20 protein-coding genes are annotated in these 24166 nt (G+C 59.2%); 13 read left to right on the top strand and 7 right to left on the bottom strand.

Features of this window, described 5'->3' with window-relative positions; all coding sequences use genetic code 11:
- Positions 1-36 precede the first annotated feature (36 nt).
- The 6 genes from TERRO_RS15985 (at position 37) to TERRO_RS15960 (ending at position 4496) form a co-directional block, all read left to right on the top strand.
- Entirely contained in the window at positions 37-606 is a 570-nt protein-coding gene (locus tag TERRO_RS15985; protein WP_014786734.1) for a hypothetical protein, read from the top strand.
- Between the two features lie 120 nt (positions 607-726).
- Positions 727-1539: an ATP-binding protein gene (locus TERRO_RS15980; protein ID WP_014786733.1), complete on the top strand. Its 813-nt coding sequence runs from the start codon at positions 727-729 to the stop codon at positions 1537-1539.
- 327 nt (positions 1540-1866) lie between these two features.
- Positions 1867-2391 carry a DUF2393 family protein gene (locus tag TERRO_RS15975; protein WP_014786731.1) on the top strand — a complete coding sequence of 175 codons (525 nt, stop codon included), beginning with the start codon at positions 1867-1869 and terminating at the stop codon, positions 2389-2391.
- A gap of 232 nt (positions 2392-2623) precedes the next feature.
- On the top strand, positions 2624-3541 hold the full coding sequence (locus TERRO_RS15970; RefSeq protein WP_014786730.1) for an OmpA family protein: 918 nt from the start codon (positions 2624-2626) through the stop codon (positions 3539-3541).
- Positions 3542-3825: 284 nt separating this feature from the next.
- Complete coding sequence (locus tag TERRO_RS15965) at positions 3826-4071, top strand: hypothetical protein (RefSeq protein ID WP_014786729.1); 246 nt, start codon at positions 3826-3828, stop codon at positions 4069-4071.
- A complete protein-coding gene (locus tag TERRO_RS15960; RefSeq protein WP_014786728.1) occupies positions 4068-4496 on the top strand; it encodes a PIN domain-containing protein in 429 nt (142 codons plus the stop codon). Before TERRO_RS15965 ends, TERRO_RS15960 begins: the two co-directional genes overlap by 4 nt.
- Here TERRO_RS15960 and TERRO_RS15955 read toward each other — a convergent pair.
- Positions 4493-5203 carry a DUF4230 domain-containing protein gene (locus tag TERRO_RS15955; RefSeq protein WP_014786727.1) on the bottom strand — a complete coding sequence of 237 codons (711 nt, stop codon included), beginning with the start codon at positions 5201-5203 and terminating at the stop codon, positions 4493-4495. The genes TERRO_RS15960 and TERRO_RS15955 overlap by 4 nt on opposite strands.
- A gap of 248 nt (positions 5204-5451) precedes the next feature.
- On the opposite strand from TERRO_RS15955, the gene TERRO_RS15950 reads away from it, so the two are divergent.
- Complete coding sequence (locus TERRO_RS15950; protein WP_014786726.1) at positions 5452-5988, top strand: DUF4142 domain-containing protein; 537 nt, start codon at positions 5452-5454, stop codon at positions 5986-5988.
- Between the two features lie 69 nt (positions 5989-6057).
- On the opposite strand, the gene TERRO_RS15945 is transcribed toward TERRO_RS15950, so the two are convergent.
- Positions 6058-7710: a CTP synthase gene (locus TERRO_RS15945; RefSeq protein WP_014786725.1), complete on the bottom strand. Its 1653-nt coding sequence runs from the start codon at positions 7708-7710 to the stop codon at positions 6058-6060.
- A 139-nt stretch (positions 7711-7849) separates the two neighbouring features.
- Between TERRO_RS15945 and TERRO_RS15940 the strand changes: the two genes are divergently transcribed.
- Positions 7850-8947 (top strand): acyltransferase family protein, encoded by a 1098-nt coding sequence (locus TERRO_RS15940; RefSeq protein WP_014786724.1) that lies wholly within the window; start codon positions 7850-7852, stop codon positions 8945-8947.
- A 78-nt stretch (positions 8948-9025) separates the two neighbouring features.
- On the opposite strand, the gene TERRO_RS15935 is transcribed toward TERRO_RS15940, so the two are convergent.
- From TERRO_RS15935 to TERRO_RS15915, 5 genes are all read right to left on the bottom strand, one after another.
- Positions 9026-10141, bottom strand: coding sequence for an AI-2E family transporter (locus TERRO_RS15935; RefSeq protein WP_014786723.1), 1116 nt, complete (start codon positions 10139-10141; stop codon positions 9026-9028).
- Between the two features lie 134 nt (positions 10142-10275).
- Positions 10276-10848: a shikimate kinase gene (locus TERRO_RS15930; RefSeq protein ID WP_014786722.1), complete on the bottom strand. Its 573-nt coding sequence runs from the start codon at positions 10846-10848 to the stop codon at positions 10276-10278.
- A gap of 284 nt (positions 10849-11132) precedes the next feature.
- On the bottom strand, positions 11133-11414 hold the full coding sequence (locus TERRO_RS15925; protein ID WP_014786721.1) for a hypothetical protein: 282 nt from the start codon (positions 11412-11414) through the stop codon (positions 11133-11135).
- Positions 11414-12067, bottom strand: a complete 654-nt coding sequence (locus TERRO_RS15920) for an RNA polymerase sigma factor (protein ID WP_014786720.1) — start codon at positions 12065-12067, stop codon at positions 11414-11416. The genes TERRO_RS15925 and TERRO_RS15920 overlap by 1 nt, the downstream gene beginning before the upstream one ends.
- A 221-nt stretch (positions 12068-12288) precedes the next feature.
- Positions 12289-13368: a ThiF family adenylyltransferase gene (locus tag TERRO_RS15915; RefSeq protein ID WP_014786719.1), complete on the bottom strand. Its 1080-nt coding sequence runs from the start codon at positions 13366-13368 to the stop codon at positions 12289-12291.
- A gap of 281 nt (positions 13369-13649) precedes the next feature.
- On the opposite strand from TERRO_RS15915, the gene TERRO_RS15910 reads away from it, so the two are divergent.
- From TERRO_RS15910 to TERRO_RS15890, 5 genes are all read left to right on the top strand, one after another.
- Entirely contained in the window at positions 13650-17009 is a 3360-nt protein-coding gene (locus TERRO_RS15910) for a POTRA domain-containing protein (protein WP_014786718.1), read from the top strand.
- Between the two features lie 2 nt (positions 17010-17011).
- Positions 17012-17806 carry a peptidylprolyl isomerase gene (locus tag TERRO_RS15905; protein ID WP_014786717.1) on the top strand — a complete coding sequence of 265 codons (795 nt, stop codon included), beginning with the start codon at positions 17012-17014 and terminating at the stop codon, positions 17804-17806.
- Positions 17806-22191, top strand: coding sequence for a translocation/assembly module TamB domain-containing protein (locus TERRO_RS15900; RefSeq protein ID WP_014786716.1), 4386 nt, complete (start codon positions 17806-17808; stop codon positions 22189-22191). The genes TERRO_RS15905 and TERRO_RS15900 overlap by 1 nt, the downstream gene beginning before the upstream one ends.
- 180 nt (positions 22192-22371) lie before the next feature.
- A complete protein-coding gene (locus TERRO_RS15895) occupies positions 22372-23142 on the top strand; it encodes a BON domain-containing protein (protein ID WP_014786715.1) in 771 nt (256 codons plus the stop codon).
- A gap of 69 nt (positions 23143-23211) precedes the next feature.
- On the top strand, positions 23212-24123 hold the full coding sequence (locus TERRO_RS15890) for a UbiA-like polyprenyltransferase (protein ID WP_014786714.1): 912 nt from the start codon (positions 23212-23214) through the stop codon (positions 24121-24123).
- Positions 24124-24166: the final 43 nt, after the last annotated feature.

Here is a 24166-nt window from a genome sequence, read left to right as displayed (position 1 = left end):
AGGCATACAATTCCGGCCCTAAGGGAGGACCGCACAATGATGAAGCACGCAGGACGCGTTCTCGTTGTATTTGGCGCACTCAGCGTCGCCGCACTGGCGGGGGCGCAGAGCGTACCGCCCGGGCAGGCCACACCTCCGGGAACTCAGAATCACACGGGTGGCGCACAGCCGTGCGCTACCGATCCAACCGGTAATCCTTTGCCACAGGCGCAGGCCGATGCGAACTGCACCGTAGCGGGACCGGGTTTTGCTACGCCATCCACGAATACGCCGCCTGGCGACAGGGCGGAACATCATGTGACGGCGATTGTGCGCGTGGATGCGGCTGTGCCGAAGCCGGCCACCGTGCCGTTTCCGATGGACTTCAGCACGATCGGCAATGTGACGATGGTGAAGGCGAGACTGCCGCGGGTGCAGGCCTGTTTTACTGCGGGCCAGATTTGGAGCAATCGCTCGGGTGCCGCTACTTCGACGACCTGCCTGGATCACAAGGGTGTGGTGATTGCGTACCAGGAGTGCAAGGCGAAGGTGGGCGATGCGCAGGCAGTTTGTACGACCACGACTCCGCAACAGAGTGATGCAGCGGCGGTGGCTGCTCGGCAGTAGAACCTGCTTCCGGTCGACACGGCGATTCGCTTTGTCATCCGAGGCGTTGCATGGATTTCCTCTGCCTCCAGCGCTGTCACCCGGCAGAGCTGGAGGCAGAATCGCGTTAGCATCAGGATTGTGAGTACAGCGGACCAACTCGGCTTTGCGGCAGATCTGGAAGAGATGTGCAAGTTCTGCGAAGGGCAGGGCATGCGCGTTGTGGAGGATGCTGCGGGTAAGCGGACGGCGGTGCCGTGCGTCTGTCGCGCGCAGCGCCGGACTCGCCGGGTGCTGAACCTGGCACGCATTCCCCGGCGGTATGAGCACTGCACGCTGGACTCGTTTGAGCCGAACTTTGGCGAGGGGTCGCATCGGTCGTTGAGTACGGCTCTGCGGAACGCACGCAAGTTTGTGGATGGCTATCCGCTGATGAACGATGGTGCCGGCCTGCTGCTGACGGGTGCGATCGGCGTTGGGAAGACGCACCTGGCGGTGGGGATTCTGCAGGCGCTGGTGGATGAGCGCGGCGCGACGGGATTGTTCTATGACTATCGCGAGTTACTGAAGCAGGTGCAGAACAGCTACAACTCGCGCGTTGCGGCGACGGAGTTGGAAGTGCTGGCGCCGGTCTTCGATGCGGAGGTTCTGGTGCTGGATGAGATTGGCGCGTCGAAGCCGACGGACTGGGTTTGGGATACGGTCGCGCACATCCTGAACACTCGGTACAACGACAAGCGGACGACGATTATTACGACGAACTATGCGAATCTGCCACCGCTGGGAATGGCGGTTGGTGAGGATAGTCAGCGGCCCACTCGCGTGGTGCGAGAAGAGACGCTGGGGGATCGCATTGGGGAACGCATGCGTTCGCGGTTGCAGGAGATGTGCATCGTGGTCGAGATGCAGGGCGAAGACTTCCGCCAGAAGGTCAAGAAGGCTTCCTTCGCCTAGCAGTCCGATGGTTCGCGGGCAGCGTTAGAAGATCAGCATTCCCAGCAGAAAGAGCATGCCACAGCAGAGCGCAGATGCGCGGTAGGTCCATTCACGGGACTGAGGGACGGCTTCCATGTCGTTGTTCCTGCCTTCTTGGGGGTGTCTGGCTTAGATACGACTCATGCTGCGTTCTGGATGGGTGGTATGTCAGCAATGTGCCACAGTCCGCACGCATATTCGATGAATGTTTTGCGAGGAATCAGCCTGGTACCGCCGAAGTAGGGGTACCCGTTGCTATCCAAATGGGATGTTTCGTGAAAATGCTGCGTAGTAGACTCCTTAGCGATGGCAGCCGACGGTACCCAAACGCCCTTTCTTACGCCTGAACCCGAACGCACCGTCTCACCGCAGACTTGGATCATTGCGGCTGTGGCCGTGCTGGTCATTGTTGCGGTTGCTGCCATAGCGACGCTGCGGCGTGCGCCGGCGAACACCGGTGCGGCACTGGCGCCGGATGCTTATGCAGCCAGCCTGCCGATCACGAACATCTCGATGTCCGAAGCTACGAATGGCACCGGTGGCAAGGCGACGTATGTCGATGGCGTGATCGGGAATACGGGAACCAAGACGCTGACAGGAGCCGAGGTGCAGGTGACCTTTTCGACCTCGGACGGAACGGCACCGCATCGCGAGACGGTTCCGGTTGCGGTTGTCCGGACGCGTGTTCCTTATGTCGATCTGCAACCACTATCAGCAGATCCGATCAAGCCGGGCGATCATCGGGACTTTCGACTGATCTTCGAATCCGTCCCCGCCAACTGGGATGTGCAACCGCCTGCAATCCAGGTTGTGCGCACCGAACTTCGGTAGGACCCGCAAGCGCCGGGCATTCGAGCCAAAATTGCCTGCTGGAACGGAAGAAACTTCCGTTCTGGGCACTGCCTAAGATTGTCTCGATGGTCGTTTGAACGATAAGTTATTCATTTCATTGTAATTAATGTTGGCGCAGACTTTGGCGCGTCGGTTGCTCTTAGTATCCGCGTACAAGCTTGTGTCGCTCCACTGCGAGCGATCAGGCAAACCCGGAAGGAGCAACACCGTTATGAATAAGCAGAATATCTTCACCAAGACCGCGACCTTTGGAGTTTCGGCGCTGCTGTTGACTGGTGCACTTTCAATTCCTTCGCATGCGCAGGCCGCAGCAGATCAGACTCAGACCACCACTGCCCCCGCTGCTAAGCAGGACGCGACCGACAAGGGCTCTTACGCCACCGGCACGCCGCTCCAGATGCAGTCGAAGGAAGGCTTCTGGGGTCACATGAATCCCCTGGCTCGTAAGAAGTGGGTAAAGCGCCAGATGGACCCGATCAAGGATCGCGTCAATGAGCTGGACCAGCTGCAGTCGAAGAACGCAAACGACATTCGTGACGTAGACTCGCGCGCGACCGCCGGTATCAAAAAGGCCAGCGATGCAGCCTTGATTGCTGATACTCACGCGGCAGAAGCCGGCACTCGTGCAGACGCGGCAAACAGCACGGCGACGGCAGCCAGCACGCGTACCGATGCTCTTCACGGAACTGTCACGAACCTTGACCAGTACTCCGCAGTGACGAGCACCCCGGTTGCATTCCCCCGCGGCCGCACGACTCTCGGCACCAAGGCCAAGGCTGATCTGGATGAAGTGGCGAGCAAGCTGGCAAATGAGAAGGGCTACATCATCGAAGTGCAGGGCTATAGCCGCGCCGGTGTTGGAAGCTCCACTGCAATGGCCGACTCGGTTGTCCGTTATCTCGTGACCGAGCACCAGGTACCGATCTACAAGATCTACCGCTCGGGTCTGGGCAAGGCAAGCGCGAAGTCCACGCCGGAAGGCGAGAAGACGATTGCAAACGGCGTCCGCGTGACGCTGCTGCACAACAGCCTGGCGACGATGGATGGCAGCTCGACCGTGTCGAACACTGCGAATCCGTCGAACAGCAACATTTCGAACAGCACCACCAATGGTGGTTCGCTGCAGTAAAGTTCCCTCCTCCGGGGAAATCGGTGCCGCACCTGCTGGCTGAGCAGGTGCGGCGCTAAAACAAGCCGGAGTGACTAGAGACTCGCGAAGGTGGTCGCTTCGCGCCCAAGATTCGCCAGCCGGTGAGAAAGATTTCGCCGGTAGGCCCAAAGATTGAACGTCAGCGATGACGTTCATACAAGCTCTCCTAAGCAGAGAGAACCAAGGCAGATTGGCCCTCCTCCCGGAGGGCCGTTTTTTGGTTTAAAACGAATAGCCATAAATATGGCTGATACGATGGTGACATGCGCACCACGGTCGATTTCGATGATGCTTTGTACGCGGATCTGAAGGGGAAGGCTGCGTCCGAACAAACCAGCGTGAAAGCGCTCATCACGCGGGCTGTTTACCGGATGTTGCATGAAGCACCACAGACGCGGGAGTCCGAAGGGAAGCGACGGGCATGGCCGACTTTCTGCTTCGCGAAGGGGCGTGTAGTCGAACCGGTGAGTAATGACACCGCGATCTTCGGCGAGCCGGGGACCGAGTGACACGTTACTTTCCGGATGTGAATGTGGTGGTGTCTCTGTCAATTGCTGGACATCGACATTTCGAGGCCGCGAATGGCTGGTACGACGCAGTTGGGCGGCCCCTACTCCATGTGTGCAGGCTGACCCAACTGGGAGTGCTGAGGCAGTTGACGCTTGAGGCTTCGACCGGCCTGGAAGTGCGTTCCAACAATGATGCCAAAAAGTTTCTTGCCGAGCTTACACAGCAGGGCTATCTGGAGCTTGTCCCGGAGCCCGGAGGTTTGGACGAGCTTTTCCTAAAGCGGGCAGAGTTTGGGAAGCCCGCCCCCAATCGCTGGGCGGATGCTTATCTTTCATCATTTGCGACCGCGGCCGGACTACGGCTTGTCACCTTTGACAAAGCGCTTGCGAGCTATACGCCGGATTGCACGCTGCTCGCCGTTTAGCGAACCGTTACTGTTTCGAATCCGAGTCCGCGCAGCAGGCTTTCCATGCTGCCGCGGGCGTTGCTGCGCGCGGTGTCGAGAATGCCGTCGGTGGTAGCGGCCTGGAGGATTTGATTCTCTGCCGTGGAGCGGGTGTCGGACTCAAGGTTGGGGTCGGCCTGTACCAGGAGGCCCGTGGTGCGTGCGAAGACCTTCGTCTTGGCGCTGTCGATCTTGGTGGTGAAGATCTGCGATGCGGGCAGTTCGATGGTGACGGAACGACCGTTGACCTGGACCGACTCGGGCTTGAGTTTTGAGAGATCGACGCCGGCGACGACCTGGCCGTGGACGACGAGCAGGAGGCGATCGCCGAAGAGCAGGTCTGGCAGAACAGCGTTGGTTCGCTTGCCTTCTACGACGGTGTCAACGGAGTAGCTGACGGTCTCGAGCCGGTTGAGCCGCTGGATCTGGCTGACTACGTCGGGTGCACTGGTGTTGAAGCTTTCACGGTTGCCCATGAGGTAGCTGGCGATGGTGCCGGCTGCGCCGTTGGTGCCGGCGTGCCGCAGTAGCCAAACGGCGCCAGCGATGCCGAGTGCGAAGAAGAGCAGCAGGCCAAGCAGAATGGCGCCAGCGCGGCTGCGCGGCTTTTCTTTGTATGCGATGCGCTGCTGACGCGCGACTTCCTGCTGACGCTCGCGTTCGCCTGGGAGAGGTTCAATGGCCATGATCGCTAGGATGCACAGCGCGGATTGGCGCTGCTTGTGTGTGCGGAATCTTTGCCGGATGTTCGTGTGCAGACGGTATGAACTCGAGGCGACCGATGCGATTTGCTTCGGTTGTTGGCCCGACTTCCTGACGGCGGACACAAAGTCTCAACGTGACGTTCGACCGAGTGCGTGGCGGCTGCAACGAATGTTGCATTGCATCGCCTCCTACCAGTAAAGCCGGCGCTGGACGCCGCGGGAGATTTCTTATGAACAACATCTTATGTGCAGCGATCGTTGGTTGTTCCATCGCAGCAGGCGCAGCAGGCGCTGCAGTCGCTTCGGCACAGAGCGCCGATGGGGACAAGCAGTTCCTGAAGACAGCTTCGCAGAGCGATTACACCGAGATTACTTTCAGCAAGCTGGCGGCGGATAAGGGCAGCAACCCGAAGGTGAAGGCTTACGCGCAGAAGATGGTCACGGACCACACGGCGCTGGAGACCGAGATGAAGCCTTTCGCTGACAAGTGGGGCGTTACGCCGGTGATGGAGCTGGATGCGGCGCATCAGCAGAAGTTCGACGCACTGCAGCAGTTGTCCGGTATGGATTTCGACAAGGCCTACATGATGGGCATGGACGACGATCACCACACGGCGCTGAGCCTGTTTCAGCAGGAAGTGTCGACGACGAACGATGCTGAATTCAAGAAGGCTGTGGCGAAGGGTGAGAAGGTTGTCGCCATGCACACAAAGATGGCGGACATGGCTGTGACCAAGATGGGCAAGAAGTCTGCAGCCGGTATGTAAGTGGTTGTCGTGACGAAAGAAGGGCGGGCTCGCTGCGAGCCCGCCCTTCCTCGTTTCCGTTAAAGAGAACTACTGCGCGATGGCCTCGAAGCTGGCCTGGGAGAGCGCGCGGCCGTGGCTCATGCGGTTTTTGTAGCTGGCTGCCACGAAGTCGCGAAAGAGCGGATGCGGCTCGAGCGGCTTCGATTTGAATTCCGGATGGAACTGGCAGGCGACGAAGTAGGGGTGGCTCGGGATCTCGACGATCTCGACGTAGGTTGCATCGGGTGTGGTTCCGGTGAGGCGCAGACCGCCGCCGACGAGGATTGGCTCGTACTCGCGGTTGAACTCGTAGCGGTGGCGATGGCGCTCGCTGATCTCGGTGGTGCCGTAGGCGGCAGCAGCCTTGGAGTCAGGCTCCATGACGCACTGCCAGGCACCGAGACGCATGGTGCCGCCCATCTCCTCTACGCCGGTGAGTTCGCGCAGTTTGTAGATGATGCGGTGCGGTGTAGCCATGTCGAACTCGGAGGAGTTGGCATCGCGCAAGCCGCAGACGTTGCGTGCGAACTCAATGCAAGCAGTCTGCATGCCGAGGCAGATGCCGAAGTATGGGATGTTGCCTTCTCGTGCGTAACGGATGGCGTTGAGCATACCTTCGATGCCGCGCTTGCCAAAGCCGCCGGGGACGAGGATGCCGTCGAAGCCTTCGAGCTGCTGCTCATAGCTGCGGTCTTCTGTTTCGAGGCCTTCGGCTTCAATCCAGGTGACCTTGAGTTTGAGGTTCGCGTGCAGGGCGCCGTGGACGAGGGCTTCTTTCAGGGACTTGTAACTGTCCTCGTACTCGACGTACTTACCTACGATGCCGACGTGGACTTCGTCCTTGGGGTTATAGGCGCGGTGGACGATGTCCTTCCACTTGGTCATGTCGGCGTCTTTCGCCTCCATGCGCAGGTAGTTCAGGACGAGCTGATCGACATGCTCAAGCTCAAAGGCGAGCGGCAGCTCGTAGATGCTGGCGACGTCGCGCGCGCCAATGACGGCGCGCTCTTCCACGTTGCAGAAGGCGGCGATCTTGCCGCGCATCTCGCGGGGGAGCGGGCGCTCCGAGCGGCAGAGGAGGATGTCCGGCTGGATGCCGATGGAGAGCATCTCCTTGACGGAGTGCTGGGTGGGCTTGGTCTTGAGTTCCTGTGCGGCAGCGATCCACGGCACCAGCGTCACGTGGACGAAGAGCGTGTTGTCGCGGCCAAGGTCCTGGCGCATCTGGCGAATGGCTTCGAGGAAAGGAAGCGATTCGATGTCGCCGACGGTGCCGCCGATCTCGACGATGCAGACATCGCATTCGGCCGCGACCTTGCGCATGGCGTTCTTGATTTCGTTGGTGACGTGCGGGATGACCTGAACGGTTTTGCCGAGGTAGTCGCCGCGGCGCTCCTTGGTGATGACCTGTTCGTAGATGCGGCCGCTGGTCAGGTTGTTATCACGCGAGAGTTTTGCGTGGGTAAAGCGTTCGTAGTGACCCATGTCGAGGTCGGTTTCGGCACCATCGTCGGTGACGAAGACCTCGCCGTGTTGAAAGGGCGACATGGTGCCCGGATCCACATTCAAGTAGGGATCAAATTTCATCAGATTGACGCGGATACCGCGCGCCTCAAGCAAACAGCCGATAGAAGCTGCTGCAAGTCCTTTACCGAGCGAAGACACAACACCGCCCGTTACAAAGATGTATTTCGCAGACATCTCCGCCTCGCTTTGTTTTGATTGTCGTGATTGGCCGTGCGTGGGGTGCACGATCAAGTATAGCAAGGCTCTCCGGACTGGGACGCGTTGCGTTCGATGTTGGGTCTGGGGGCGAGAAGTCGCTCTGTATACTCCACGTGTGTCCCTGACATCTGAGAAGCACCGTTTCCACTTGCTCGATGCGCTGCGGGGCATGGCCGCTGTGTTGGTGGTCTATTGGCACGCGCCGCTGTACCTTGGGCTGCGCGCCAAGCACCTGACCTATCTGGCGGTTGACTTCTTCTTCTGCCTGAGCGGTTTTGTGATCGCTTACACGTATCAGCAGCGGCTTGAGTCGGGCATGACGGTTTGGGCGTTTGTGAAGACGCGGCTTATCCGGCTCTATCCTGTTTACTTGTTTGGAGCGGTTCTTGGATCGGTTCCACTGCTGGCCGGGCATATGGGACATCATCCGGCGACGCGTGATCTGGTTTTCATGGCGATCACGGTCGTTACGCAATGGTTGATGCTGCCGCATCTGGGCGACTGGCCGAACCATGTTCTTTACCCTGCGAACGGTCCCAGCTGGTCCATCTTCTTCGAGGTGGTTGCGAACATTGGCTTCGCGATTCTTGTGAGGGCGCGGAAGGCGAGTTCCACGGTGCTTGCGGTGATCTGCCTGGCGTCGCTGGGAGGACTGCTGGTTCTTCTGCGGTCGGAACACACGCTAAATTTCGGATGGAGCAACGATGCCTGGCAGATTGGCGGGGGACTGTTGCGCGTGTTCCTCTCCTTCCCGATGGGTGTGTTGCTGTACCGGATCTATCGCGCGCTGGGGAACAGATTGCTTGCCCCAGCGGTGAGTACGTGGGTTGCTGTCGGGCTGTGCTGCCTCCTCCTGGTACTGCTCCAGTGGGCGTTGCCGGGGTTATCGACGGAGGCTGGCGGCATGCTGGTGATCAGCGTGATCTTTCCGCTGATGATCCTGCTTGCTGCTCATGCCAAGGTGCCTGCCTGGGCGAACAAGGGCTGTGCGCTGCTGGGCGATCTTTCGTATCCGGTGTACCTGACGCATGCTCCTCTTATGTCTGTGTTCGAAGTGCCGCGCATAAGGGGACTTGTGCTCAGTCACGCGTCGTTGCAGTTGTGGGTTGTGCCGTCTGTGCTGCTGGTGAGCGGTGTGTTGTCGTTTGTTCTACTGAAGGTTTACGACGAGCCGCTGCGGCGATGGTTGCGAGAACGCGGGCGCCGAAGTTAATTTGAAGTCGCGTCCATAGAAAAGGGCATCTTCACGAGGTTGGTGAAGATGCCCTTTGTTAATTGGCTGTCCCATTCTTTAGTCGAGTACGGAGAGCCTTTCGGGATCCTCGTGCTGGACGAGGTATTCATCTGCGAAGACGACGATGACTGCGGCGGTTGGGACGGCGATGAGGGCGCCGGGGATGCCGCTGATGGCCGTGCCGCAGAGGAGGGCGATCAGAACGGAGACGCCCATGAGATCGACGCTGGACTTCATGATGCGAGGTGTCAGGAAGGCGTTCTCAAACTGCACGTAGATGGCGTAGGCGGCGAAGACGAGGCCGCACTTGGTCCAGCTGTCGGCTGCGGCGATGAGGGCCACCAGCAGAATGGTGACGAGGTTGCCGGCTACGGGGATGATGTTGGTCAGACCCATCATGAGACCGAGCAGGATGTAGTAACGGACGTTGATGATGCGGAAGGCGATGATGCTGTAGGCCGCGACGCAGGCCATCAGGAGCAATTGACCGAGCAGCCAGCGGGAGACGCGCTCTTCTGCGATCAGCAACGTGTTTGCGAGGCGCACCCGAGACTTGGGAATTACAAGAGAGAGGAAGAACTTGTAGACCTCTTCGCCTTCAAGGATGAAGTAGACGGTGAGGATGACTGCGGTCAGGATGTCGAGCAGATGTTCCGCCCATGTGGGGAGGGAACTGACGACGTAAGAAGCGAAGTGACCCAGGGATCCCGTGATCTGGTTGTTCAGATCGTTCATGCCGATCTTGTCGGCCATGGGCACCTTGTGCAACTTGCTGATGAGTGTCGGGATGCGACTGGGCAAATCGTTAAGGAAGTTACGGAAGTCGCGGACTACGGGCGGCATACCGATCCAGAAGAAGAGCGTGATGGCTGTGAAGAGTACGACCACCAGAACGGTGACGGCAGCTGCCTTGGGCAGGTGCTTTTCGCGGATCCTGATCTTGCCGATTTTTGTGACGATCGGGTTGAGGACGACTGCGAAGAGGCCTGAGAGATAGACGATTCCGAGGACGTGGCGAATGGTCCAAAAGACACCGAGCAGCACCAGCAAAGCGATCGTAAAGACGATGTGCTTGCGTGTTTCGCGGAATTGGCGCGAGGGAAATGCTGCGGGTTCGAGATCGGCGTTCAGGTGTGGCCTCCAGTGGATACGTGCACAGAGATATGCAGTCATCGCGTCTGATGCACGACAAACAAAAGCCGTTGATCCTATCTTTCGATTTACTGTTCGTTCAGTCGAAAGGTTGAACAGTGGCGTTTCGAGAGCGCTGTTCAAGGTGCTTCTGGATGTTGAGCGTAGTCCCCAAGTCAGGCGCGCAGGAGCCGGAGCACTGCTGTGACTGTCTCTTGTGGATGCTGATCGGCCGTGCTGACGTGATGCTTTGCGCAGCGGCGGTAGATCGGGGCGCGCTGGCGAAAGCGCTGTGCTGCGGCGTCGGCGTCCATGAGCAGCGGGCGGACTGCTGCGCCTTCCTGCAGGACGCAGCGGTCGAAGAGGATTTCGAACGGCGCATCGAGGAATACGACTGCGGTGCGTGTGGTCTGTTCCAGCAGCAAGCGGTTGGTCAGGGTCTCGGGTGCTCCGCCGCCGAGGGCGATGACGACGTTGCCGCGACCGAGAGCGCGGGCGATGACGGCTGATTCACGCCGGCGGAACTCCGCCTCGCCGAGAGCCGAGAACATCTGCGCGATGGTCGAACCGTAGCGCTCTTCCACTTCGGCATCGACATCGGCGAACTGCCAGCCGAGTTCTGCTGCGAGCAGGCGTCCAACGGTGCTCTTGCCCGCGCCCATGAAGCCGGTCAGCACGATGCGGTCGGCGGAGAGGGGCGCGGTGGGGGTGATGTTGTCGGTGGTGGGTTCGGCAAGCATGCTCGTCATGATGGTCTCAGGTGAAGCCGGTTTGTGGGGCGGTTGGACAGTAAAAAGCCGCGCCCTTAGGGGGACGCGGCTCAGGAGGATCGAGTGTTCTTTGCGCTGTTACTTAGAGCGTAAAGTTCGCAGGAAACGCCGTCGCCGCCACTGGATACCAGTAGCGGTAGGTAAAGCAAACGGTCTGGAAGGTCTGCGACATCTCTGTGCGAGAGCTTACACCGGTCTCGGCGGCTGTGGCAAGCAAGAAAAGGCGGGCCCCAGGGCCCGCCTTTTCGGATTGTTCGAGAGCCTTACTGAACGATGTCGTCTTTGGGTGTGATCTCGATTTCGCGTTCGATCTTTGCCCACAGGTCCTGGCTTGGGACTTCGCCTTCCGGCTCCATCAACATGCGTGCAGTCTCTGCGATGTATTCGAGATCGCGTACGAGTTCGGCGGCCTGGGGGCAGTCGCGCAGGATTTCGGCGAAGCGCGGGTCAGCGCTCAGCTTGCCACCGTCGGCGCGCTCAAAGAGTTCTGGCAGTTCCTTTTCGAACTCTGCGCAGGTCCAACGCTTTTCTTCTCTGTCCGGCATTATTTCGACTCCACCAAGGCGGCTTGTTCGTTCTGCCGCAGAATTTCCCGCAATTTCAGTCGCGCTTTATGCAACTGAGATTTGCTGTTGCCGGTCGAGCATTCAAGCATGCCGGCAATCTCGTTATGTTCGTACCCTTCGACGTCGTGAAGCACGAAGACCAGGCGATAGCCCGGAGGCAGCGTTGCGACAGCTCGTTCGAGAGCAACGCGGTCGACTGAACCGGAGAGACGTGGATCGCGCGACCCGAAGTCTCGCTTTGGTGCGTCTTCTTCCGAAGGGTTGATGGTCTCTTCGAGAGAGACCAGTTGCAGGCCCTTCTTGCGGAGATGCATCAAGACCAGGTTCACCGTGAGACGGTGCAGCCAGGTGGAGAAGGCACTCTCGCCACGGAAGGAGCCAAGCTTGCGGTAGAGGTGCAGGAAGGCTTCCTGCGTCATGTCCTCTGCCTCAGAGACATTGCCAAGCATGCGGAGGCACAGCGTATAGACGCGGCGCTTATGCAATGCGTAGAGCTTCGAAAATGCGTCTGGATCGCCGTTCTTCGCGCGCTCCAGCGCGTCCGCTTCACCTGCAATCGGAGGATTCCGTTTGAAGTGACCAGCGGGCGGCGTCGTGTTGTTCTGTGTCATTCCGTAGCCCTGAAGTTCCATAGCACTCCGGTCTGACGCACCGGTATGGCGCGTCGTCTTTCCAAGAAAGACCGCAGGCTATCCACAAGAATACAGGACAGCAGTCTGCGGTAGTTTCGCAGTGTCGTTATGCACCAATGGGAGGGAATTTGCCAGGGCGAAGGTTGTCTGTCTGACATAACTTTTGTCCACACCAGGAATAAATCTTCTCCAGGCGTCGGGTACCCGGCGTTGGCGTGTGCTCAGCTGCCGATGAACCGGGCGTAGAGCGCGCGCGCCCGCGGTACCTGGTCCGTGCCCTGGACGACGGTGCGGCCGTCCGCGAAGACGGACAGGGTGTATTCGCTGTAGGTGAAGCGCAACATCATGCTGTTCCAGCGGACTTCTCCCAGTGGGCGGAGGCGGTCTGCGAGTGACGCGAAGTCAACAGGCCGGTTGTGCTCATGGATCTGGACGGAGTTGCGCCCGCACATGGTGATGTGCGGCCTGCCTTCACCGGCGAGGTGGCGAAATTCGCGCTGGCCGCAGACGCTGCAGGTGGATCGGGGCTTTGCGGTGGAGATCTCTGAGTGCTCGCCTGTCCAGAGGTCCATGGAGAGCAGCGTTCGACGCATGGCTGAGGGCTGACCGGTGAGAAGTTTGATCGCCTCAGTGCTTTGCAGGGAGGCGGCGACATTGACGGCGGTGTTTAAGATGCCGGCGGTGTCGCAGGTTTCGACAGTGCCGCCCGGGGGCTCTGGAAAGATGCAGGCGAGGCATGCGGTGCGATGGTCGCCGGAGGGAAGGATGTTCATGGTGGCGGCGTAGGAGCCGATGGCCGCGGCGTAGATCCATGGCGTGCCTGTCTCGACCGCGAGGTCGTTCAGGAGATAGCGCGTCTCGAAGTTGTCGGTTGCGTCCAGGATGATGTCTGCGTCGGCGAGCAGGACACGCGCGTTGGCGGGCGTGAGGTCGGCGATGTGCGCGGTTACGGTGACTTCGCTATTGATAGTGAGCAGGCGGCGCCGCGCGGCTTCGGCCTTGGGGAGTGCTTCGCGTGCATCTTCCTCGGTGAAGAGCATCTGTCGTTGCAGGTTGGATGGCTCGACAAAATCGCGGTCAATGATGGTCAGATGGCCGACGCCGGCACGCGCGAGCAGGCCGGCCGAGGCGGCGCCGGTGGCGCCGCAGCCGACGAGGATTGCGTGCGAGGCCGCCAGCCTTTGCTGGCCATTGGTCCCGATGGGAGGGAAGAGACGCTGGCGCGAATACCGGTCATCGAGCGAGGACGAGCCCATTGCTGCGGCATTACCGCGCGCATTTTCGATAGCATCAATGCTCATGCCTACTCCTGAACCCTCATAAGTGTACGAGGGTGGGGAGTTAGCGGCGGCGCGGAACGGCTAGCGAACCCGGCGCGCGTTTTGCGCATCCAACCGCTTCATACCAAGGTGCCCTGGGGCCAAGTCTGGACTTACGCTTTCGTCCAACCCCCGCGTGACAGAATCCGCCGGCGATCTTTGCGGGCATAAACAGGCAGGGGCAGACGACGTTGGCGTCACGGAAACATAAGATACAGGGGAAGAGTGGACGCGCACAGTTGATGCGGATGGGTAGCAGGGTGATGCTGGCCGCCGCAATCGCATGCACAACGGCGCTGGCGCACGCACAGGAGCCGAACGGGCAACCGTCCAGCGGAGCGAACACGCCCGCATCTGCAACGCCCACCACGCAGAGCACCACCCCTGCTGCGCCCGCGACGGGCGAGGCAAAGGGTTCGCTGACGGGTGCTGCAGGCTCGGTTGGCAGCGGTGTCAGCACGGCAGGGGCTACATCCGGCGTTGTGGCGCAAACGGATGCAGAACAGCAGGCGGTAAAAGCTGCCCAGGTGGCTGATAGTGCCACTTCCGGCCTGTTCGCACTGCGCGGACGCAAGCTGACGGCGATCAATTTTGATGGAGTGGAGTACGCCGAGGGCGATCCGCTGCCGGGTGAGCTTGGCCTGAAGCCGGGCGACACGCTGGACCCTGCGAAGATTCGTGCGGCGACGCGCCGGTTATTTTTGACCGGGCTGTATCGAGACATCCAGGTGCGCAGCTCCACGGGGCCGGATGGCGGCGTGACGTTGACGTTCGACGGCCGACCGCGCTTCTTTATTGGTCGTGTGCGTATTCAGGGCGTGAAGGTGGAGCGGTTGATGTCGTTGCTGGAGTCCTCCACGCAGCTGCAGCCTGGACTGCCATTCACGAATACGCAGGTGAAGAACGGCGAAGACGGGATCCGGCAAACGCTGGCACGCAACGGTTATTATCAGCCGCTGATTCACTCGTCCACGGAGCACCTGCCCGATGGCAAGCAGGTCGACGTCATCTATTCCATCAACGTGGGCGTGAAGGCCACGGTGGGCAAAGTTACGTTGACCGGCGACCCAGGCATCAGTGTCGAAGAGTTCCGGAAGCGCGGCAAGTTAAAGGAAGTCAATAAGACGCTGTTCGTCTTAAAGAGCAAGAACAAGGTCACGACCGACACAACGGGCAACGCGCTGACGAATTTGCGGCAGTTCTATCAGAAGAAGGAGCGGCTTGAGGCGGCGGTCGCACTGGAGAAGAGCGAATACGCTTCGGACCGCAAGCAGCTGGATTACACCTTCCGCGCCAATCAAGGACCGATCGTGAAGGTGACGATTGAAGGTACAAAGGTTTCTAATGCGCGCCGGAAGAAACTGCTGCCGATCTATGAAGAGAGTGCGGTAGATAACGACCTGCTGAATGAAGGCGCGCATAATATCCGCGAGTTTCTGCAGCGACAGGGTTACTTTGACGCTGAGGTTACGCAAAAAGTGCAAGGCGTTCCGGATACGCCGTCTTATTCGGCCGACGGCACACCGCTGCCGCCGCCCAGTGACCTGACGGAGACCGTGACCTTTCACGCGGAACCGGGTAAGAAGTACAAGGTGATTGCGGTCAACGTCACGGGTAACAAGTACTTCGAGACGGACAATATCAAAGAGCGCATGCAGGTGGTGAAGGCGGACGCGTACGTTCGCAATGGCCGCTTTTCGCCGGTGCTGCTGGCGAACGATGTTGACTCGATTACCTCGCTCTATCGTGCTAACGGCTTCAATAAAGTGAAGATCACCAGTAAGGAAGTGAAGGGCGCGCAGGATAAGAAGGTCGCGACCATTACGGTGAACATCACGATAGATGAGGGTGTGCAGCAGAAGTTTGGCGAAGTAACCATGACTGGCGCGAATGCTGCGCGCGTCGATGCGATGAAGGCGCTGATTACTGCCGAGAAGAACCAGCCATTTGCTCTGGCCAATGTGTCCAACGATCGCGATAATATTCTGCAGCAGTATTTATCGAAGGGCTTCGACCAGGCGAAGGTTGAAGTAAGGCAGACGCCGCACAAGGACGACCCGACGATCACGGACGTTACTTACCTGGTGACCGAGGGTGAGCAGGTGGCGGTGGACCGTGTGTTGATCTCTGGCCGGCACCATGTTCGGGCGAAGCTGGTGAACGATCAGTTACTGTTGAAGCCGGGCGATCCGCTTGATGAGTCGGCGATCCTTGAGATGCAGCGCCGCTACTACGATCTAGCGCTGTTTAACGAAGCCAACGTTGCCGTGCAGAACCCAGAGGGACTTGCGGACCGCAAGAATGTGCTGGTGCAGTTGAGCGAGGCAAAGCGCTGGGACGTGACGTATGGCGCGGGCTTCGAAACACAGCTCTCGACGCCGCAGACAAATTGCCGCGCGCAGCAGTCATTGGGTGGAACCGGTTCCGGTTGCACACCGGAAGGCCGCGCGGGCGCATCGTTCCGCGTGTCTGCGGATGTCACACGTATCAACCTGTTCGGTACGGACCAGTCCATCACCTTCCACAGCACTTATGGATTGCTGGAGCGAATCGCTACTGCGACTTACAACGTTCCGAAGTTTGTTGGACATAAAAATCTGTCACTGCAGTTCAGTGGTGGCTACTCGAATGTCCAGAATATTTCGACCTTCAAGGCGAGCACGCTGCAGGGGCTGTTCCGCCTGACGCAAAAGGTTCCGAAGACGGATACGTTCATCTACGACTTCACCTATCGCCGCGTGTCGGTCGATCAGAACAGCCTGCAGGTCACGGCGAATTTGATCCCGTTGCTCTCGCAGCCGGTGCGTGTGGGTGGTCCCGGCTTTACGTGGTTCCACGACACGCGCAGCCCTTCTCCGCTGGACGCGACGAAGGGTATGTATCTTTCAGTGACGGACTTCCTGGCGAACAGCAAGTTTGGGTCGCAGACGAATTTCAATAAGATCGACTCGACCTTCTCCACTTACTACTCGTGGGGTAAGAAGCGGAAGTACACGTTTGCTCGCAGCACGCGCTTCGGCATCGAGACACAGTCGGGCGCGAACCCGAATGCGGGGATCTTTGGCTGCGAAGGTGTACTGCTGACGACGAATGCGTCGTGCAATGCGATTCCGCTGCCGGAACGTCTTTATGCGGGTGGCGCTACATCGCATCGTGGCTTTGGTATCAACCAGGCCGGACCTCGCGATTTGACGACGGGTTTCCCCGTGGGTGGATCGGCTGCTCTGGTCAACACGCTGGAGTTGCGTATGCCGCCTCCGGTGCTGCCGATCGTGGGTGACAGCGTGTCGTTCGTGGTCTTCCATGACATGGGCAATGTGTTCCTGCACCCAGGCGATATGTTCAAGTCGATTGCGCGCTTCCAGCAGCCGAATCAGCAGACATGCCGTCAGGTGACTGGCTTCAAGACGGTGGGAACCTGCGACTTTGCTTACTTCTCGCATGCGCTTGGTCTGGGTGCACGATACAACACGCCGGTTGGTCCGATCCGCGTGGATGCGGCTTACAACCTCAACCCGCCCATCTACCCCATCATCGACGATTACACGCAGGCTACGCCGAATCATCGCGTGGGCCAGGGTGGTCGCTTCCAATTCTTCTTCTCCATCGGACAGAGCTTCTAACCATGCGCAAACGATTCTTCATCGCCGATGCCTTCCGTGCAGCTACGACTGTTGCTGCTCTTGGTCTTTGCGCGCTGTCGCTGCATGGGCAGGCCGTTGCGCCTAAGTCTGCAGCAGAGGGCAAGCCTGCCACCAAGGAACAGGCGAAGGCTGATTCGAACAAACTGCCTGCGGAACGCGGTGACGTGGTCGACCGTATCGTCGCGATCGTCAACGGTGATCTGGTGCTTGAGAGCGATGTCGAAGTCGAGGAACGCTTTACGAAGCTGTACCCCTATTCCACGGACAGCAGTAAGCCGCTGCGTGAGCAGGCGATTACACGCTTGATCGATCGCTCGTTGATTGAACAGCAGCAGGCAGGTTATCCGATGACGCCGGTGACCGACGAGCAAATCAAGAAGGACGAGGCCGATCTTCGGAAGGATTTGCCTGCCTGTGCACATGCGGACTGTACAAGCAACGCAGGCTGGAAGGACTTTCTGACGAAGGTTGGGTTCACGCAGGAAGAGTTGCGGGAACGGTTGCGTGAACGTGAGAGCGTGCTGCATTTTATCGAGCAGCGATTCCGCAATGGTGTCCGCATCACCGACAAACAGATCGAAGACTTCTACAACAACACCATGCTGCCGGAGTATGCAAAGCAGAAGGCGACCGCGCCACCGCTTGACTCCGTTCGCGATCGCATAGAAGAGGTGCTGTTGCAGCAAGAGGTGAGCAGCCTGCTGGACCAGTGGCTTAAAACCCTGCGCGACAGCGGCCATGTACGCATGATGCAGAAAGGTGTTGAGGCGCCCTAATGGCTTTGCTGGACGCAAACAATCCGCCGAATGACGAGCGGAAAGAGACAACACCCACTGCGCCGAAGAAGAACCGCGCACTACGCATTGTCGCGTGGACTGTTGGTTCCGTGGCGCTGCTTGTTGTGCTGCTGGTGGTTGGTCTTGGTTTTTATTCGACCACGCAGGACTTTCAGAATCGCGTGCGGTCGACACTTATCACGACGCTGGAAGATGCGACCGGCGGCAAGGTCGATTTGGCGAAGGTGCAGTTCAACCTGATGCATCTGGCCGTGGAGGCCGATGGTCTTGTGATCCATGGACTCGAAGGTCCGGACCAGGCGCCTTACCTTGCGGCGGACCGCATTCTTGTCCGTATTACTTTGAAGAGTCTGTTTTCGCACGCGACCGATTCCAAGGGCGCGATGCGGTACATTACGCTTTCGCTGCTGCACGTGGACAAGCCGCAGGTCCACCTGATCATCAACAAAGATGGCAGCACGAATCAGCCGGTTCCGAAGACGAAGAGCACGAGCACCGAACCTGTACTGGACACGCTGCTTGATCTGCAGGCTTCGAAGGTTGAGCTTGCGAGCGGCGTCGTACTGCTGAACGACAAGGCAATCCCGTTCGACCTGGCTGCGCGTGATCTTGGCGTAAACGTTCGTTATATCTCCAAACTGGATCACTATGGCATCGACATCGGGATTAGCGATCTGCGCACGAAGATGCAGCAGATGCCGGAAGCGCAGTCGCGGCTGACGGTGAAGGCTGAGGTTGGGCGTAAGCTGATCAGCCTGCAGAGCTTCGCGTTCGACACGGGTAAGTCGTCGCACCTGGATGGCAACGCGCACATTGAAAACTTCGACAATCCTGTCTGGAATGTTTCGTTGAAGGGTAATGTCGAAGTGCCGCAGATCTCGGTACTGAGTGGCTTCCCGGGACTTACTGCGGGCACGGTGGACCTTGATATCTCTGGTCATTCCTGCGCGGTTGCACCACAGGTTGCACAGAAGCAGCCACGTTTCTGGCAGCGCCGTCATCCGGAGAAGAACCCCGGCAGCACCAAGGCACTGCCACCCAGTCCCGAGTGCGAGAAGGGTTACCTGCTTGCGGGAAACGCGAAGCTGCACCAGGTTGGATATCGCGATGAGTATGTCAATGTTCGCGATGTAAACGGCGGAGCCTCGCTGCGAGTCTCACCGACGGAACTGCTCTTCAATGCAATTGCATTGAACCTGCCGGCTGGTGGTACGGTCGCGGGCGACATGCGCATCCACAACTGGCTGGGAGAGGTTCCTGCGGACTCCGCACAGACTTCAGCCACGATCGTTGCGGGACAGAAGACCGTGAATGCGACGGCGAAGATTGCGAATGCGAAGGCCCCGGCGACAGGTGACCTGTCGATTGATTCGGTCGGTCGCGCGCACGCTTATGTCGATGTCCGTCTTGGAAACATTTCTCTCCGGACAATCAATGAGATTACGGAGCCGGTGCATTACAACGATCTCGGCATCGACACTGCGGTGAACGGACCCGTGCATGTTGAGTGGGGTGGTGCGGCGAGTGATATTGCGAGTTCGGTGGTTGCGAATGCCGATCTGACGTTGTCGCCGCAGGGCATCAAGCGCCGCGGCGCTGCACAGAACATTCCTGTGAATGGCACGGTGAAGGCGACCTATCGCGGGTCAAATGAAACGGTTGCGATTGAGAAGGCCGAGCTTCACACACCCGCCAGCAATCTTCAGGCGACCGGCACGCTGGGCGTTGGAACCGGCGATGCGCTGACGAAGCTGAACCTGATTGCTGACTTCCGCGACCTGAGCGAGTTTGACTCGGTCCTGAACGCGGTCGGCTATCAGAACAACGGTAAGAAGGGCAGTGCTGCGCTTCCTGTGGTGCTGCATGGCGATGCGCACTTCCAGGGCACGGCATCTGGTCCCATCAAGAACATTGACGTTAAGGGGCATCTGCAGGCAAACCAGTTGCAGGCTCACCTGGGCAGTGCCGGCGATATTGCAATCGATTCGATTGTGGCCGATGCTGAGTACACCGCGGCTGGCGTTACCGTTGCCAGTTCTACGATCCACCGTGGAACCGCCGTGCTGAACGTGTCAGGTGGCGTGAAGCCGCACCGCGTCGTGAAGCGTGGTGTGGTGTCTTACGAGTTCGACGATTACGCCGAAGTGAACATGAAGGTCGGTCTCGCCGAGGCGCAGATCCACGATGTGCTTGAGATCGCGGGCCAGGGCGCGGTGCCGGTTTCCGGCATCGTCAATGTCAACGCGAATGTCAACGGTACCTTCGGAAATCTGGCCGGTGACGGTGTTCTCTCGCTTCGTAATGGCGTGGCTTATGACCAGCCGTTCGACGCTGTTACTGCGAATGTTCTTGTGCGCGGCCAGGAGATCACTGCGACCTCTCTGGATGTGAAGGGGCAGGGTGTTGAGGTCACCGGCAACGGCGGCTACAACCTGACATCGAAGCATCTGCACGCGCACCTGCAGGGCAATGATGTTCGTCTTTCGAACCTGCTCGCCGTGAAGAAATCCGGAACGCCGATTGATGGTGTTCTGACCTTCAATGCAGACGCTGACGGAACAGTCGAGCAGCCAGGGCTGAAGGCGCACCTGGTGCTGGCTGGCGCCACGTATGACAAGCAGGCAGTCGGACAGTTGACGGCGGATGTACACAGCGAGCGCGACAACGTCTTCCTGACTGCGCATAGCGACCTGTTGTCCGCCAAGCTGGATGTCAACGGCCAGGTGCAACTGGCTGGCGACTATCCGATGACGGCACATGCGACGTTCAGCAATCTGGACATTGCGCCCGTGCTGCAACTGACGGGGTCCACCTTCGACGCCAGTTCGGTTATCGCCGGCGAACTGAACGTCACCGGTCCTGCGAAGAAGCCGGCGATGCTCAGTGGCTCGCTCGTCGTGAACCCGTTGCGCGTGAAGGCACAGGGGCTTGAGTTTGCATCGGCTGAGCCGGTTCGTGCCACGCTGAACAGCGGTGTCGTACGTCTAGAGAACCTGCACATTACGGGGCCAGACACTGACCTAAAGGCGTCAGGTACGGTGCAGGTGTTCTCGCAGGATGGCAAGCCGTTGCCGGCGCAGGGTGGTGCCATCAACGCGCAGGCTACCGGTACGCTGGATGTCGCGATTGCGCACCGTCTGAATCCGCAGATCATCGCATCCGGCAAGATCGATCTTGACGTGACGGCGACCGGCACCACGGCGAAGCCGAATCTTGGCGGCAAGGTGATCTTCAGCAATACGAACCTGGCGTATGACCAGATCCCGAATGGACTGTCGAACATTACGGGTACTGCGAGCTTTACGGACGATCGCTTGGTGATGGATAACATCACTGCTACCTCTGGCGGTGGACGCATCAAGGTTGGCGGGTTCGTGCAGTTCCGCAACGGTTTGTTTGCCGATCTGACGGCGACTGCGACCGCGGTGCGCGTTCGCTACTATGGCGTGTCCGCGACGATGAACGCTACGGTTCGCCTGCAGGGTTCCGGTGATGGAGCGTCTGTGAGCGGTAATGTGTTGATCACGCGCTTCGGGCTTGCGGAGACGTTTGACTTCGCCTCGGTTGCCGGCAGTGCTGGCGACGTATCGCCGCCACCAGACCCGGATTCGCTGCTGAATAAGATCGGGCTGAATATCCGCGTACAGTCGTCGCCGGCGCTGGACTTCCAGAACAGCTACGCGCGTATTGCGGGTACGGTCGATCTATCGGTGCGCGGAACAGCGGCGGTACCGACGATCCTTGGCAAGGTCATCATCAATGATGGTTCCGCGACCTTCGCCAGCACGCAGTACCAGTTGCAGCGTGGACAAATCTATTTCAACAACCCGATCCGCATCGATCCGGTCATTGACCTGGATGCGACGGCTCGCGTGGAGAACTACGACGTCACGATTGGCGTTCACGGTACGTCGAAGAACTTCAAGCTGACCTACCGCTCGGAGCCGCCACTGTCGCAGGCCGATATCTTCAACCTGCTGGCGCTGGGCCGTACGCAGGAAGAGGCGGCGTTGAACACGCAGCAGCTGCAGCAGCAGGGTCAGGATCCGACCACGAACGCGCTACTGGGTGGCGCATTGAATGCGACCGTCTCAAACCGTGTGAACAAGCTCTTCGGCGGCGCGGGTAAGGTGAAGATCGATCCTGCCTACGTGGGTACGCTTGGAACATCATCCGCGCGTATCACTGTCGAACAGCAGTTGACCCGGCAGGTGACCGTTACGTTTGCTACGAACGTGAACTCGTCCGCGCAGCAATTGATTCAGTTGCAGTATCAACTGAGCGCGAACAAGTCGATTGTTGCGACGCGTGATGAAAACGGTGTGTTCTCGATGGTGTACAAGATTCGTAAGCGCTATAAGTAGTGGCCGATGCCTGCGCCGGCCGTCTCTTTGCGCGGATCATTGAACTCTTCAGGCAAAGTGGCTGCTGGCGATCAACGCACAGCAGCCGCTTCTGCTATCTTTCTGCCGACTGCTTGAACTAACATCTCCGGGCGATCGAACGGCATTTGTCGACGAGTCTGCCCGGAACAGGGAGAACGCGTGAGCAACAACATTTGGAAGAAGTTTTCGTTTGCGGCGCTTGCCGTTGTACTCGCTGGTCCCGCATTGCCGATGCGCGCGCAGGAGAAGGTTCCCGATGCGCAGGTGCAGGCTGAAGTGCAAAAGACGCTGGATGGCAAGCGCTTTGCCGACGTTCACATGACCGTGAAGAATGGCATCGTGACGCTGAGCGGCAACGTGGATGTGTATGCGACCAAGGAAGACGCCGAACATAAGATCCACCATAAGAAGGGCGTGATCGCCGTTCGGAACCTGATCAACGTGCAGGTTGGCGAGGTGGCGGACACCGTATTACGTGACAAACTGGCAGAAAAGCTGGCATATGACCGCGTGGGCTATGGCACCACGGCGTTCAATAGCTTCACGATTGGTGTGCAGCGCGGCGTGGTCACGCTGGGTGGCGTGGCATATGGACCCTATGACAAGGATTCGGCGTTGTCGCTGGTCGAGCATTATCCGGGCGTGCGGGATGTGATCGACAACATCGAGGTCGCGCCGCTGTCACCGAATGACGATCGTATTCGACTGGAGACGGCACGCGCTGTTTACGGCTTTCCTTCGCTGCAGCGCTACGCGATCGACCCCGCCAAGCCGATCCGGATCACCGTGGTGAATGGCAATGTGACGCTGACCGGTGTGGTTGACCGCGAGGCGGATAAGGATGCTGCGAACATCCGGGCGCGCGGCGTTCCCGGGGTGTTCAGCGTGACGAATAACCTGCAGGTTGCGACGTCGTCTGAGGGCAAATAGGGAAGCGCAGCGTTGGCTGCTGACACGCGGTACACGGCGTTCGAGACTCGGCCATACACTGGTAGGTGTATGGCCGCTCTCCTTTCGAACACGCTTCGCAGTACACGCATCACGCTTGAGATGATCAAGTGGGAGCATTCCATCTTTGCGCTGCCGTTTGCGCTTACGGGCGCCGTCCTGGCCGCGGGTGGATGGCCGCGCTGGCGGACGCTGCTGCTGGTGGTGGTCTGCATGATCTCTCTGCGTACCGCGGCCATGGCATTCAATCGCCTGGCCGATGCCGAAATCGACAGCATCAACCCACGTACGGCGACGCGTGCCATTCCAGCAGGGCTACTGACGAAGGGCTTTGTCGGCGCTTTTACGCTGCTTTCGCTTGCGATCTTCGTTGCGGCCGCAGGCGCGCTGAATCACCTGACACTGCTGCTGAGCCCTTTGTCCATTGCGGTGGTGCTGTCGTACAGCTACATGAAGCGAATTACGCGCTGGTCTCACCTGGTGCTGGGCCTGGCACTTGGCATTGCGCCGTCGGCTGCGTGGATTGCGGTGCGGGGCAGTCTCGATGCGCGCATCATCGTGCTCTCCGGGGCGGTCCTGCTTTGGGTCGCGGGGTTTGATGTGCTGTATGCGTGCCAGGATTTCGAGCATGATCGTACGCATGGCCTGAACTCGGTGCCGCAGGCGTTCGGTCTGCAGGGCGCTTTCCTGCTGGCTCGTACGATGCACCTGCTGATGATCGGTTTGCTGGTGTGGCTGGTGATGCTGTTTCACCTGGGGATGATTGCGTATGTTGGCATCGGCATTGTGGCCATGCTGCTGTTGTATGAACACAGCCTGATTTCACCGACCGATCTGAGGCGCATGAACGCTGCGTTCTTCACGCTGAACGGTGTCATCTCTGTTGTCTTTTTCTGTGCGATCGCGGTAGACGTGATGTTGCATCGTCCCGGCGTTGATTCTGCGATCGGCGTTCTGCGGTAGGGAAGTGCAGTAGTGAAAACAAGAAGGCCCGCATTGCTGCGGG

Origin of the sequence: Terriglobus roseus DSM 18391 (assembly GCF_000265425.1) — a bacterium.
Lineage (GTDB): Bacteria > Acidobacteriota > Terriglobia > Terriglobales > Acidobacteriaceae > Terriglobus > Terriglobus roseus.
This window is presented reverse-complemented; position numbering and strand designations above follow the sequence as displayed.

Coding starts and splice junctions, on each gene's coding strand:
- TERRO_RS15985 (WP_014786734.1), top strand. CDS start 37: ATGATGAAGCACGCAGGACGCGTTCTCGTTGTATTTGGCGCACTCAGC.
- TERRO_RS15975 (WP_014786731.1), top strand. CDS start 1,867: ATGGCAGCCGACGGTACCCAAACGCCCTTTCTTACGCCTGAACCCGAA.
- TERRO_RS15970 (WP_014786730.1), top strand. CDS start 2,624: ATGAATAAGCAGAATATCTTCACCAAGACCGCGACCTTTGGAGTTTCG.
- TERRO_RS15965 (WP_014786729.1), top strand. CDS start 3,826: ATGCGCACCACGGTCGATTTCGATGATGCTTTGTACGCGGATCTGAAG.
- TERRO_RS15955 (WP_014786727.1), bottom strand. CDS start 5,203: ATGGCCATTGAACCTCTCCCAGGCGAACGCGAGCGTCAGCAGGAAGTC.
- TERRO_RS15950 (WP_014786726.1), top strand. CDS start 5,452: ATGAACAACATCTTATGTGCAGCGATCGTTGGTTGTTCCATCGCAGCA.
- TERRO_RS15945 (WP_014786725.1), bottom strand. CDS start 7,710: ATGTCTGCGAAATACATCTTTGTAACGGGCGGTGTTGTGTCTTCGCTC.
- TERRO_RS15935 (WP_014786723.1), bottom strand. CDS start 10,141: ATGACTGCATATCTCTGTGCACGTATCCACTGGAGGCCACACCTGAAC.
- TERRO_RS15930 (WP_014786722.1), bottom strand. CDS start 10,848: ATGACGAGCATGCTTGCCGAACCCACCACCGACAACATCACCCCCACC.
- TERRO_RS15925 (WP_014786721.1), bottom strand. CDS start 11,414: ATGCCGGACAGAGAAGAAAAGCGTTGGACCTGCGCAGAGTTCGAAAAG.
- TERRO_RS15920 (WP_014786720.1), bottom strand. CDS start 12,067: ATGGAACTTCAGGGCTACGGAATGACACAGAACAACACGACGCCGCCC.
- TERRO_RS15915 (WP_014786719.1), bottom strand. CDS start 13,368: ATGAGCATTGATGCTATCGAAAATGCGCGCGGTAATGCCGCAGCAATG.
- TERRO_RS15910 (WP_014786718.1), top strand. CDS start 13,650: ATGCTGGCCGCCGCAATCGCATGCACAACGGCGCTGGCGCACGCACAG.
- TERRO_RS15905 (WP_014786717.1), top strand. CDS start 17,012: ATGCGCAAACGATTCTTCATCGCCGATGCCTTCCGTGCAGCTACGACT.
- TERRO_RS15900 (WP_014786716.1), top strand. CDS start 17,806: ATGGCTTTGCTGGACGCAAACAATCCGCCGAATGACGAGCGGAAAGAG.
- TERRO_RS15890 (WP_014786714.1), top strand. CDS start 23,212: ATGGCCGCTCTCCTTTCGAACACGCTTCGCAGTACACGCATCACGCTT.